The sequence below is a fragment of the Alterotamlana spongicola genome, assembly GCF_035818475.1.
Lineage (GTDB): Bacteria > Bacteroidota > Bacteroidia > Flavobacteriales > Flavobacteriaceae > Cognatitamlana.
Map to the genome: position 1 here is coordinate 2094966 of NZ_JAYMGV010000001.1, position 14650 is coordinate 2109615.

The 14650-nt window shown below is 35.8% G+C and carries 6 protein-coding genes; all 6 read left to right on the forward strand.

The genetic code is table 11. From position 1 onward, the window contains the following. Nucleotides 1-27 precede the first annotated feature (27 nt). On the forward strand, nt 28-1551 hold the full coding sequence (locus tag VOI54_RS09035; RefSeq protein ID WP_326282422.1) for a hypothetical protein: 1524 nt from the start codon (nt 28-30) through the stop codon (nt 1549-1551). Between the two features lie 113 nt (nt 1552-1664). Further along, a complete protein-coding gene (locus tag VOI54_RS09040) occupies nt 1665-4844 on the forward strand; it encodes a SusC/RagA family TonB-linked outer membrane protein (RefSeq protein WP_326282423.1) in 3180 nt (1059 codons plus the stop codon). 17 nt (nt 4845-4861) lie between these two features. Then, a complete protein-coding gene (locus VOI54_RS09045; protein WP_326282424.1) occupies nt 4862-6577 on the forward strand; it encodes a RagB/SusD family nutrient uptake outer membrane protein in 1716 nt (571 codons plus the stop codon). 387 nt (nt 6578-6964) lie between these two features. Further along, a complete protein-coding gene (locus VOI54_RS09050; protein ID WP_326282425.1) occupies nt 6965-9565 on the forward strand; it encodes an alkaline phosphatase D family protein in 2601 nt (866 codons plus the stop codon). Beyond that, nucleotides 9562-12126: a DUF4955 domain-containing protein gene (locus VOI54_RS09055; RefSeq protein ID WP_326282427.1), complete on the forward strand. Its 2565-nt coding sequence runs from the start codon at nt 9562-9564 to the stop codon at nt 12124-12126. The genes VOI54_RS09050 and VOI54_RS09055 overlap by 4 nt, the downstream gene beginning before the upstream one ends. Nucleotides 12127-12138: 12 nt before the next feature. Further along, the coding region (locus VOI54_RS09060) for a chondroitinase family polysaccharide lyase (protein WP_326282428.1) at nt 12139-14650 on the forward strand (2512 nt) is incomplete at its 3' end.

Here is a 14650-nt window from a genome sequence, read left to right on the forward strand (position 1 = left end):
GCAGTCTCAAACTAAACAAAATTAATTATGAAAAGATTTTTATTAATACTTATAATAATTTCTGCAGGTTTCGTTATAGGTAGTTGCACCGAAGACGCTTATGAAAGGAATAATCCTAGCCTAAGTGATTTTAATGCGCCTATGGGGTTAAAATATACAGATGTTATTAACGGAAGGGAGTTCGGGCGAATCAGATCAGTAGCCCCAACTTTAAATACAGGAGGGATTCTGCCTTTTTTTGAAATAGTTAGTATAAAAGATGCTGACGGAAATATACTTGACGACTCTTATACGGGATTTGTTGAAATTTTCAATAAAGATGAAGAACGGCCTAATGACGAAAGACATTTAGGTAGAATTATAATAGGTACTGATAACCGTACTACACCGGAAAAAGAAGAAAAAAATATATTTGCTACAGGGGATTATTTCTTTACCATAAAAGTGACTATAAGTGCCGGAGGCGAAACGCGTAGTGAAACTTTTGAGGACGTTTTTCGTCTCAATGTGGCACCATTATTAGCGGAGAACTTATTATATGTGCCCATAGCTCAAAATTTGATAGTAGGTAGTGAACCCGATACCTCAAAACCCAGTCTTAGGGGAGCAAACCCAGCAGTGTCTTTTGAATTAGGGAGCGATACCGATAAGCTTACTATAAACCCGGATACAGGGGTTATATCATTAAAACCGGAATATTCAACTACTGAAAATGATACCATTTATCCATTAGTAAGAGTGATAAGTAAAATTAGTGAAGAAGTTTTAGAGTTTCAGGGCAAAGGATTTTTATGGCTGGTGGCCTCAAATACACCGGTAACTTTACCCAGGTCTACTAACTACTTTTTCTATCCGTCACTTAAATCAGAAAATAAAGTTGATGGGTATTTGAAGGAAATTCTTGTAGACGATGGCCGTACGGATTCCAGGAAGTGGGTAAGTGTAAGGAATAATGCTTCATTCATATCACCATTTGCATTTAACAGGCCGGATAATATTAAACCAATTATTACAGGAATACAAACTCAGGGAAAAGGAGGCGCTATAGAATGTGATGCTATTTTTAATACGGTAGATTTAACTTTACATGAAGATTTTGACGTGTCGGCTGAATTTCATTATAGGAATGAGTTTACAGAGTATTTCGCAGATGGTAGCTCACCTGTATTTTTAGAAATGTACTATTCTGTAGATTTTGATCCTACCAGGCCTTTAGGTGAAGCCAATGCAGAAGCTACATGGGTATTAGTTAATGATATTGTAGAATGTACCGTGCCCAGACGTAATCAAGGCCCTTTTATTGGAATGCCATATCCGGGAGATCAAAGATTGAAGACTAACGATGTTGCCGCGGCATTAAAAGACCCCGGTAGAAATGGAGATTCAGCATGGGTTGTTTGCGTCCTGGATTTAAATACTCTAAAAAGTACTGCTAAGAAGTTTACCATGAAAGCAAAATACAGGGCTACTTATACAGGTTCACTTGTTGCTCCGGGAAGAGACGGAAGATATAAATTCTCAGATATTCATTACAGAGCTACAGAAAAATAATCCAGGCTAAAATATATAAAGCATAAATATGGGTGGTACATCACTGTTACCAACAAAGTGTATATGGATGCATTTTGCCTAAAATGATAAAGAACTAACTTAAAAATTAATAAATGAAAAAAATACTATTAATCGTGTTATTGCTGGGTTTTATGCCATTAGTAGCTTTTGCACAAAGAGATATTACCGGAGTAGTGACTGATAAAGAAGGTATTCCGCTACCGGGAGCTACTGTTTTAGTAAAAGGACAGGCTAAAGGAGCAACCACAGACTTTGACGGGGTATACACCTTAACAGCTGTAAAAGCAACAGATGTTTTAGTGTATAAATACCTTGGTTATACAACCAAAGAAATACAGGTCAATGAAAATACAACCATAAATGTTATTTTAGAATCTAAAAATGAAGAGCTGGAACAAGTTGTTATTGTAGGATACAATGAAGTAAAGAAGAAGGATCTAACAGGTTCTGTAGGTCAACTTAAGCCAAGTGAAATACAGGTTGCTCCTGTTTCTAATTTTGACCAGGCTCTGGCAGGGCGTGTGACTGGCGTTCAGGTTTCATCTACAGATGGAACGCCGGGATCCGTTTTACAAATTGTAATTAGAGGCGGTAACTCTATTACGGGAAGCAATAGCCCTTTATATGTTGTAGATGGTATTCCAACGGAAGGTTTTGATGCCGGAAGCATTAGTACCGATGATATTGAAAGTTTTGACATTTTAAAAGATGCCTCTGCAACAGCCATATACGGGTCTAGAGGAGCAAATGGTGTAATTTTAATCACTACAAAAGGAGGACGTACCGATGGTAAAACAGAAGTAAGAGCATCAGCATCTACTGCTGTACAATGGATTGCTAACAGGTTTGATGTTTTAAACCCTTATGAATATGTTAAATGGGTACAAACGGTAGCATTAACATCCGATGGATATACAAGAGGGGTACTTACAAACCGGTTTAATAATTCTTATGTAGATCCTGAATTATACCGCCATGTAGAAGGGACGGATTGGCAGGACGAGATTTTTAGGGAGTCCCATATGACAAGGTATAATTTTGCATTAAGTGGAGGAACCAAGGCTACTAATATATATTTATCTGGAGAAGTGTTAGAGCAGGACGGTACTTTAATTAATACCGGGTTTAAAAAATTATCAGGTAACCTTAGAGTCAGACATCGTATTAATGATAAGACCAGAATAGACACTTATCTGCGTTACAATACTACAAAAAGAACAGGCTTAATTGTTAGGGGAAGCAGTACAACCAGTATTATAAGAGACGCCATACGTTTTAGGCCGGTAGAACCGATTATTAGTGACGGCCTTCCAATAGGCGGAGTAGATCCTTCTAACCCAAACTTTTTAAGAAATTTTAACCCGGTTAGTTCTTTAAACAATACAGATAGGCGTAATGTTGCTGAGGTTGTTAGAGGAAGTCTTTCGCTTTTCCATAAGATCACGCCAAAACTGGAGCTAAAATTAAACGGGTCCTTTCAAATTACTAATCAGCAATTTTCAACGTTTTACGGAGCAAATACGTATCAGGGCCGACATACTACCAATGGCATTAATGGCAGTATTTATACGCAACGCATAGGGTATTACACATCATCAAATACATTGACATACAGAAATACAATTAAGGATCATAGGTTTTCACTTTTGGGAGGTGCTGAACTTCAAAAAAGAGTATTTGATGGAAATGGCTTCAGAAGTATTGACATCCCTTTTGATTTGTTTGGTATAGATAATCTGGATATTGGAACACCTGTAGACCCGGATACAGATACTTCAGCAAACTCTTTAGTATCATTCTTTGGGAGGTTTGATTATGCTTTTAAAAATAAATACCTTTTTACCGCTTCTATTAGGGCTGATGGGTCTTCTAAATTTAATAAAGACAACAGGTGGGGGTACTTTCCTTCGTTTTCCGCAGGATGGATATTTAGTGATGAAGACTTTGTGAAATCATTAGGCGTTTTTTCTTTTGGAAAAATAAGAGCAGGTTGGGGTGAGACCGGTAATAACAGAATTAATGACTTTGCAGCTTTAAGTCAACTGGTTGTAGGTAAGGCTTATAGCTATCCTTTTGGGCAGGGTGAAAATATATCTTTAGGAGCTTTTCAGAGTAATTTGGGACTTTCTGATTTACGCTGGGAGACTACCAAGCAGACAGATATTGGTTTGGATTTAGGCTTTTTGGGACAAAAGGTTCAGCTAACAGCTGATTACTATCATAAAAAAACAACCGATTTATTGCTAAACGCCGATTTTGCATTAAGTACAGGTTTTAGCACCGTACAACGTAATGTAGGGGCTATTGAAAATAAAGGGTTTGAATTAAGTTTGTCTACAAAAAATATTAATAAAGACAATTTTTCCTGGACTTCAAATTTTAATATTTCATTTAACAGAAATAAGGTCTTGAAGTTAAATGGTGCTTCTCCATTTATTAAAAGTAGTGTTAATTTTGAGTCAACGGTTGCTGGTACTGAAAGAATTTACATAACAGAAGTTGGCAGTCCCGTTGGTTTATTGTATGGTTTGGAATTTGACGGGCTGTATCAATTAGAGGACTTTAATTTTGATAGCGAAACCGGAGGCTATATTTTAAAAGAGGGCATTCCCAGCGGAGGCACCGGTGGGGCTTCAGGGCCCGGTAGTGTTAAGTTTGTAGATCAATTAACTGTTGATACAGATGGCGATGGTATTCCTGATGCCGGAGATGGCTTAATAAATTCTGAAGACAGGGTTGTTATTGGTAACCCGCATCCAAAACATTATGGTGGATTTACCAATATATTTAATATAGGAAATTTTGATATACAAGCCCATTTACAATGGTCTTATGATTTTGATGTTCTGAATGGAAATAGAGCTGTACTTGAAGTACCGCGGTCAAGGGATACATTTAATGGATTAAGAGGATTAACCAATGCGTGGACTAAGTATAACACAGATACAACCATTAACACGCCGTTGTTTAATGGAAACCCGGCTGGACCGGCCCAGGGTAACAGAATAGATAACAGGTATGTAGAAGATGGCTCTTATTTAAAATTAAGAACCGTATCTATTGGCTATAACCTGCCAACCCGGGTGATAGAGAAATTAAAACTGAAAAAGGTAAGATTTAATGTTACCGGGCAAAACCTGGCTACCTGGTCAGACTATTCCGGGCTTGATCCGGATGTTTCAACACGAACAAGTGCATTAACTCCTAATTTAGATTACTCTGCTTATCCACAAAGTGTTACTGTTTCTGCAGGGGTAGATATCTTATTTTAAAATATAAAAAAAGTATTATGAAAAAAATCAATATAAAATATATAGCTTTAGTCATATGTTTAAGTGTATTCACCACAAACTGTAATGATTTTATAGAGGAAACACCGGAATCTGTATTTAGTGTAGGTGAATTTTACTCAAATGCTCAAGAAGCCAAATTTGCTTTAGCTGGGATTTATTCACGTTTTGCAGGCGGTAGTATGTATGGTAGAGATTACTTGACCAGATTGAGTACAGGTGCAGATGAGATTTATTACAATCAAAGATTTAATAGCAATTGGACCATATCTACACTTACACATACTGAAGCAGATTCCAGGGTTCATAATTTTTGGCTGAATATGTACAGAGGCATTAATTTAGCCAATTTATTTGAGGCAAATCTTAAGCAGAGTGCGTTTTCAGAAATACAGGCAAACCAGTTTCTCGCCGAGAGTAGGTTTTTAAGAGCTTTTGCCTATTTTCATTTAGTGAGTTGGTTTGAAGAGGTCCCTTTAAGGCTTGAACCTACAAACACATTTGAAGACAATCATGTTGCACCGGCATCTCTTGAGCAGGTGTATGAGCAAATAATAAGTGATTTTAAATTTGCCGCACAACATTTACCCCACCTTACAGATACTAATTATGAGTTGGGAAGAGCACATAAAATGTCTGCAGAAGGATTATTGGCAAGAGTGTATTTAAAAATGGCAGGTTACCCTTTAAAGGACACCTCAAAATATCAATTAGCAAAAGATCAATGTGAAATTGTTATGAATGATGGTAACCATGGTTTAACTACCGGAGGAAATGATCCTTTAGGTGATAATGGCTACAGAAACCACTTTTTAAGTTACATTCAAAACAGGTTTGACACCAGAGAATCCTTATTTGAAATTGTATTTTCAAGTTTAAGAGAGGAAGATTTTGTAGAAGTAGGAGGAAGAGTTGGAGTTGACCATGGACCGTCACATAAAACTCTTGGTGGTGTAGACTTATCGCCATTTGCCTTTATGAGCATTACACCCATGCTGATTGATTTATATGACGACAACGACCTTAGAAAAGCATGGAATATCCCCGAATTTTATTTTGTCCGACGTAGTGGTTCCAGCGCCGGAAATATAAGAAAGCCTAATGTGCTAACTGTATCTAATAACCCCGGTAAGTTTAGACGATGGGAGCCTGCTAATTACGCCGATCTTAACGTTAACCCAAGTGCAAGTGACCCGGATGAGGAAATAGTTTACTTGGAAACAGCAGAACCGGACAGGAATATTTCATCAATTAATTACCCTATTCTTAGATATAGTGATATACTATTAATGTATGCTGAGGCTGATTTAGAGATTAATGGCACGCCAACAGCTGAAGCTATAGCGGCTTTAAATCAGGTTCGTAACAGGGCCGGGTTAATAAATATACAAGATGCTAACCCAACAATAGTTTCAAACAAGCAATTCTTCTTTAATGAGCTTGTAGATGAACGCTCAAGAGAATTGTGTTTTGAATCTTTACGTAAAATGGATTTAATCAGATGGGAATTATTTGATGACAAAATATCAGAGTTAGTCGATGTTGTTAGAGGGCATCCGGAATATAATGATAATCCGGCTTCTTCAGGGAATGATCTACATGAAAGTTTTATTAAGGCAGGTAAAAATTTTATACCCGGAAAGCACTTATCATTACCCTATCCATTACAAGAAACACTAATTAATGATGAACTTAATCAGAAACCAAATTGGTAGTAGATTAATAGCTTAATCATGAAAACCATTTTAAGTAGTTATTTAAAATGGTTTTTTTTTGCGCTAATTTATGTAATAAGCTAAAGCCCCTTTTATAAGTTTTTATTCAATTTCATATAAAAGGTCAACTATTACCTTAAAAATGAACGATAAGCCCCGTTAGTTTTCTATTGATACGTATAATCTTTGTATCAGAAATAAAAGTATGTAAGACAGTATTGTGAAGCCTAAATCATAAAGGAAGTATTCAAATAATTAAGACAGACGGACTACATACCGGAGAAAAGTATAATAAATATCCATTTGGGAAGTATTAGATTAATAATGGTATTGAAAAGAAAAGATAACAAGAGTAGCTATATTTTAAGAGTCATAACTATATTTTTAATGTTAGTTGGTGTTGCAGTGTTTTGGTGTTGCAAATTTACTCCGGATGACAGCTCATTTTTTAAAAGCAATTTTATAGGGATACAACCAAGAACGTGGGTTGGACAGGAATATTGGGCTAACCCAATGCAGGACTGGAGACTTGCGCATGACCGGTTAGAATGCCTTGTTAGTGCTAAAAACAGAAATATTCACTTGCTAACCAGACAATTAAATGAGCGTAAGGGAGAGTTGGATATGAAAGTTAGGTTAGGGTTTTTTAATCAGGACATTTCAGAAGAAAATGAAAACTGGGCAGGTTTTAGTATTGGGGCGGCAGGAGAGTTTAATGATTATAGGGACAATGCCATTTTTGGTAAAGGAATCAATATAGGAGTTTGTACTAATGGTGCTTTGTTTATTGGTGAACCAAGCCCCAATAATATCAATAAAGACATTATAAAGGCTTTAAAGGGAGGAATAGATTTAAGGGTTTCAGTAGCTTTTGATGAAAAAAAAGCATGTTATACATTAGATTTCTCTGTTCATGATATAGAAACAGGTAAAACTATAGGACACATTGCTAAAAATGACATAGCTCCTGAACTACTGGTAGGAGATCTGGTTTTAGTAAGTAATTTTAATAATGATAAGGTAAATTATTCTAAAAGTGTATGGTTTAAAGATTGGGAGCTTAGCGGAACAAAGCTTTCAAAGCATGACGACCGGGCTTTTGGGCCGATTTTATTTTCACAATATACATTAAGCCGTAAGACTTTAAAGCTTACAGCACAAATGGCCCCTATTGATACTAAAAATAAAAAAGTAGACTTACAGATAAAGGAAGCTAATATATGGAGAACCGTTGGCTCATCATTTATAGACCCGTTAGCACGTACAGCTAACTTTAAACTCCGGGATTGGGATGATACAAAGACATTGCCTTATAGATTAGTGTATCGTTTGGAAATAGCCAATGGAAAGGCCAAAGATTGTTATTGGGAAGGTGTATTTCGTAAAAACCCAAAAGAAAAACAAGACATTGTAATTGCCGGTTTTACAGGGAATAATGATTTGGGATTTCCAAATAATGATATTGTCGAGCAGGTAGCTTATCATAATCCGGATGTGTTATTCTTTTCAGGGGACCAAATTTATGAGCCTGTAGGAGGGTATGGTATTGTTAGAGAACCTTTAGAATTAGCAACCCTGGATTATTTAAGAAAATGGTATATGTTCGGTTGGGCGTATCGCGATTTATTAAAAGACAGGCCCACCGTTACTATTATAGATGACCATGATGTATACATGGGAAATATTTGGGGCGAAAATGGTAAAGCTTCAATAAAGAGCGGAACAAAAACAGAAATACAGGATAGTGGCGGGTATCAAATGAATCCGGTTTGGGTAAATATGGTAGAGAAAACCCAAACAAGCCATTTACCGGATCCTTATGATCCAACGCCAATACAGCAAAATATAGGCGTGTATTATACGCAAATGAACTATGGAGGTATTAGTTATGCCATAATAGAAGATAGAAAATTTAAATCTGCACCAAAAGGATTATTACCTGAGGCAGAAATTATAAACGGCTGGCCCCAGAATAAAACCTTTGATATTATCAATAAAGCTAGTGTGTCATCAGCTAAATTATTGGGGGACCGTCAACTTAAATTTTTGAATGATTGGTCTTCAGATTGGAGTTATGATTCAGAAATGAAGGTGTTATTATCACAAACCATATTTGCCAATGTGGCTACTTTACCAAAAGAAGCTATGACAGATGCGGTGGTGCCAAAACTAAGAATCTTAAATGAAGGGGAGTACCCTGAACATGATTTTCCTGTAACAGATATGGATTCAAATGGTTGGCCACAAGCTGGAAGGAATCATGCTATAAAGGCTATTAGAAAAGGATTTGCGTTTCATTTAGCCGGCGATCAACATTTAGGAAGTGTTATACAATATGGTGTGGATGAGTTTGGAGATGCGGGTTATGCCTTTTGTGTACCGTCTATTTCTAATTTTTGGCCCAGAAGATGGTATCCATTTGAAGGCGGTGCCAATAGAAAAGAAAATACACCAAAATATACAGGAGACTTTAAAGATGGTTTTGGAAACAAAATTACCGTTGAAGCTATTTCAAATCCGTTGTTTACTAATAAAAAACCTTCAAAATTGTATGATAGAGCGGCCGGATATGGTATTGTACGTTTTAATAAAAACTCCAGGGATATTACCTTAGAATGTTGGCCACGTGGTGCTGAACCCCAAAACGGAGATACTAAACAATATAAAGGTTGGCCCGTTACCATAAATCAATTGGATAATTTTGGTACTAATTTTAAGTGGTCTTTGCCAAAAATTGAAGTAACAGGAATAACAAAACCTGTCATTCAGATTGTAGAAGAAGAAAATAATGACATACTATATACCATTAGAAGTTTAGATACAAGCTTTATTCCAAAAGTTCCTGTAAAGGGTAATTATACAGTTAAGGTTATTGATTCTCACAATAATGTTTTACTAAAGAAGCATGTTAAACCTACAAATGAAGAAACATCAATCTTGTTTGATTTTAAAAAAAAATTGAATAATAAAAAAAGAAGAAAACTATGAAAAATTCAAGACTTCTAAAGACAGATTGCAATAGTATGATTAGAATATCTGTCTTTTTTTTGTGCATGTCGTTAACAACTTTTGCTCAAAGTAATCCCAGTGCGTTGTTTCAGGAATGGGTAGATGCTCAACAAAATAATACAGAACCAGTATTGCCCAATTTTAGTTTTGCAGGTTATCATCATGGAGAAGCGGCTTTACCAGATCCGTCACACACCATTTTTGATGTCACTGATTATGGTGCAGTTCCCAATGATAATATTTCAGATAAACAGGCATTTTTAGATGCTATAGCTGCTGCTGAAGCTAATGGATCCGGAATTGTGTTTTTTCCATCAGGTGAGTTTTTGATTAACGAATCCGGCACTGATGATATTGACCAGATCATTCGAATTAGTAAAAGTAATATTGTAATTAAAGGAAGCGGATCAGGAGCTAATGGCACAACTCTTGTTCAAAATAGTTTTACTAATGCAACAGATCCTACTAAATTTTGGACTGCACCTTACCTTATTCAATTTAAACCCTCTAGTACAAGCAGAACCTTTTTAACCAATATTTCTGCAAATGCTACCAGGGAAACATTTTCAGTTCAAGTAAATAATGCTTCTAACATCTCTGTTGGAGATTGGGTACGTTTAAAGCTTTCTGACAATACCCCTGAATTAGTGGCTGAAGAATTTGCACCTTATGCTGTTAACAATTCATATACAACAATTATTAATGAAGTCAAAGTTCATGAAATTCATAAAGTAACAGCCGTTTCCGGCAATACAATTACTTTTAAGGAACCTATACACAGAAGTATTGACGTAGCATACAATTGGTTTTTAGAAACCATTCCGGTTATTGAAGAAGTGGGGATACAAGATCTGAAATATAAAGGAGGGTTAATTCAAAATTTCACACATCACGGAAGTTGGCAAGAAGATTCCGGCTGGAGTGGTATTTTATTTAATCAGGTGGCAAATGGTTGGATTTCAAATATAGAGTTTACACAAATGAGTAATGCAGCAAGTATAGGAACTTCGGCGTATTCCTCAGCTTTACAAAATAGATATGTGGGTAACCCGGGCCATTCATTTATAAGTGTAAATAATTCAACGGGCTGTGTTATTGGTTTGAATAAAGATGAAAGCGCCGGTGTTTGGCATAATTGTGGCGTTAATGCACCCTCTATAGGCAACGTCATTTGGAGGAATGAATTTCCAACAACCGGAAATACGGGGTTAGAAATGCATGCTAATCAGCCAAGAGCAAACTTAATTGATTTTTGTAAAGGGCGTTTAGGGGTAAACTATGGTGGTGCAGAAAGCAACCAACCCAATCATTTGAGACATTTGGTTATTTGGAATTTTGAGGGCACAGGGTATACAAATACAGGGTTTGAATTTTGGAGAAGTAATTTTACTTATGCAAAAGTTATCCCTCCTATTGTTTCCGGTTTAGTTGGATTTACATTATCAGGAGACACAAGTCAGTATCAAGAGAATGAATCACCGGGACAACACGTAGATGAGACCTCCTTATATGAAGCCCAGCTTAAGTATAGATTAGGCGCTTTACCGGCTTGGATGAATAGTATTAATCCGGTAACAGCAGTTTCAATTCCAACAACATTGCAAGTGGAAGAAACCCAAACACGTAATTTAATAGCTACCATCACTCCTGCAGATGCTATAAACCAATTTGTTACATGGTCTTCAGATGATATAAATGTAGCCACTGTAAATGCCAATGGGGCGGTAACAGGGGTTTCTGAGGGCACAGCTACCATAACAGCTACTACAGAAGATGGTGGGTTTACCGCATCCAGCACAGTTACTGTACTTGCACAAGGAGCATCAATCCAGTATACGGAAACTTTTGAAAAAATGGGTTTAAGTGGCTGGGGTCAAGAGACTTATGTAGGGGATAATGGTTTTACATGGCATATAGAGGGTAAAGGAACCGGGGCAGGAACATCAACACCAAATGGATATATTGATTCCACAAAGGAAATGTATATGCGTTCCGGTATAACAGGAGTACTTTCAAATACCATTCCCGGAGGTATAAGTTCATTTTCTGTGACTTGTAAAAACCTGTGGGAAGATGGTATTGAGCGTACCTTGGAATTACTTGTTAATGGTAATGTGATAGCCACAAAAAAAACCAGTAGTATTGCCAATACCTATACTTTTGATGTCAATAATATTGATATTACTGGTGATGTCACCATTGGATTGAAGAATAATTCACCTACAGCTACTAATTTATCTATTGCAGTTGAAAATATTACATGGAACACGTTTTCAGGACAAACAGCATCGGTTGAAGATCAATTATTAAAAAGTAAAATAAAAGTTTACCCTAACCCATCCAATGGGGTTTTAAAAATTCGTACCTCTGATTCTAATATCCAATTAGAGAAAATGGAATTGTTAGATTTAACAGGACAGCTTATTTTGGAATCAAAAAACATAAATGATCTAAACATAAAAGCCTTAAATTCTGGCATGTATTTGTTGAGGATAAGATCTGGAAAAGGAATTATAATAAAAAAAGTAATAAAAACTTAATAGCATTATCTTTTGAAAAAAATAGCACACATTATATTAGTAGCAAACTTGTTTCTAAGTGTTTTATACGCACAGAAAAAGCCGGCTGCAGAATCATTTGAACACAATGCGATTTTATCAAAATATAAGAGTTCTGCCTCAAGCGTGTTAAGTATAAGTAATAAGCATTATAAATTTGGAAAACAAGCTTTAAAATGGGAATGGCAAGGTGAAAGCTCATTTAGCACTTCAAATTTTAAGATGTTAAGTTTAGAAGAAAGCCCCTTAAGTTATGGTGCTTTTTTTCCGGCAAGCCCAACACTAATATTTTCATTATATAATGAAATTCCTCAAAAAGAGACTATAAAAGTATCTTATGGGAGTCATAGTAGTGAAGAGGTATGGTTTGAGGTAAGCTTGAATTTTAAAGGTTGGAGAACACTGTGGGTACCCTTTTATGAAATGCAAGGGAATACGCCTCAAAAGAACGAAAAAATAAACTATAATACGTTTAAAGTAAGCACTAAAGCAGCCCAAGGAAAACTATATTTTGATGATATTGTTTTTTCTCAATATCAAGATAACAGGCATCCATCGCCAGATGAAATAGCCCCTTTTATTAAAAACGAATACACTGCAGAAATGGATACCTGGATGGCTATACTGTCAGATTATAAAAGAATAAAAAATTATAAGTCCAAACCCATATCTAGTAAAGTTAAAAGCGATCTAAAAGTTATAGAGGCTAAGTTAGATGCTGATTTTAGAATCCCTGACCAGCATGAATTAAATATAAGTGATTTAAAAGAACGGTTTTCAAAATTGATGATAGTAATTAAAGGAAATACCGTTGTTGGACCCCCATTAGAATTTGTTCAAGCCAATAAAAACACCTATCGATTAGAAACTTTGCAAAAACATACGCAAATTAATTTTATAAGAGATTTTGGTAAAGCCATGAAAAAATTGGCAGTGTACCATGACCGAGCATTTGGAGCAGATAAAAAAGATTTGGAAGAAATGTTTATAACAGGAACTAAATATTTTTTAGACCAAGGCTGGCAAGCAGGAGCATCAGGAGGTACAAAACACCATATAGGATATGCTATAAGGGAGCTAACGGGGGCATTTTTTATTATGAGGGATGTTTTAAAAGCTGAGGATTTGTTAAATGAAATTGGAGGAAGCTTACAATGGTTGTATAACTATGGAACTATCTTAGATCATCCAACCAAGTTTCATGTAAATGTTGATTACTTAAATACTAAATCTTTTCAGCACCTGTTATTATCTTTTTTAACAGAAGATGAAAATTTAAAGGGGAATTTATTATCCGCTTACTCAAATTATCTGTCAATTATTTTAGCACAGCAAAATGAAAAATGGGGATTTAAAGTAGATGGTACTGTTTGGCATCATAATGGGCATTATCCAGCTTATGGAATCGGTGCGTTCAGAACGATCTCAAAAGTTGTGAATTTTTTATCAGGAACTTCTTTTAGAGTGGGTATAGAAGGGCATAAAAATTTTAAAAATGCATTTTTGGCAACAAGGCTGTACAGTCATAAGTTTGATTGGGGTTTTGGTAATTCAGGAAGGCATCCGCTAGAAAATGGAGGAATAAAAAAGTTAAAAAGTAGTTATTTGTTGCTGGCAAATGCAGGAAACCCGGAAGGGACTTCGGTTATAGATAAAGAAGTAGCAGGTGCTTATATACGTTTGTGGGGAAACGAAGATAAACTAAATTCAGATTTATTTAAAAAGCGTTATGGGATAACAGGAGAGGTGTTACATGGTTATAATGTATTTCCTTATGGCGCTACGGCAATTCACAGGAGAGGTAATTGGGCAGCCATAATAAAGGGATATAGTAAATATGTATGGGCATCTGAAACCTATGTAACTTCAAACAGGTATGGGAGATATCAATCTAATGGTACTATCCAGTTATTAAATAGTAAAGGAGAAAAAGGTAGTGGATTTAGACAAGAAGGCTGGGATTGGAATCGATATCCTGGTGCTACAGTGATTTATTTACCATTAGAAGAACTAGAGCCTAAAAACCCTCTAATTATGTTTCGTTCCAAAGAAACCTTTGCAGGAGCTATTGAGTTTAATGGAGATGGTGTTTTTGGAATGATACTCAATGAGAGTAAAGGAGTTGATTCAGGTGGTTTTGAAAGGTCTGTATTTAAAGAAAAATTGTTTGCAAAAAAGTCTGTGTTTTCATTCGGAGAAAAATTGATTTGTATAGGAACTGACATTTCAAGTATTGATCAGAAAAACCCTGTCCATACTAATTTATTTCAAACCCATATTGAAAATAAAAATTCTTCTATATATGTTTCGTCAGAAGGGAAGTTTTCAAGTTTTCCTTTAGAATTAGAGGTGGAATCAGATACAAAGTCAAATAAAAAATGGCTCATTGATCCGTATAAAAACGGATATGTTGTTTTGTCTGATAATACCATTGTCTTTTCAAAAAAAGAACAACACTCATATCACAATAAATATTCTGTTAGAACAGGAAAAATTGATAAGGCTG

Excerpts from the sequence above, each read along its gene's own strand:
- VOI54_RS09035 (WP_326282422.1), top strand. The coding sequence starts at position 28 with ATGAAAAGATTTTTATTAATACTTATAATAATTTCTGCAGGTTTCGTT.
- VOI54_RS09050 (WP_326282425.1), top strand. The coding sequence starts at position 6,965 with ATGTTAGTTGGTGTTGCAGTGTTTTGGTGTTGCAAATTTACTCCGGAT.
- VOI54_RS09040 (WP_326282423.1), top strand. The coding sequence starts at position 1,665 with ATGAAAAAAATACTATTAATCGTGTTATTGCTGGGTTTTATGCCATTA.
- VOI54_RS09055 (WP_326282427.1), top strand. The coding sequence starts at position 9,562 with ATGAAAAATTCAAGACTTCTAAAGACAGATTGCAATAGTATGATTAGA.
- VOI54_RS09045 (WP_326282424.1), top strand. The coding sequence starts at position 4,862 with ATGAAAAAAATCAATATAAAATATATAGCTTTAGTCATATGTTTAAGT.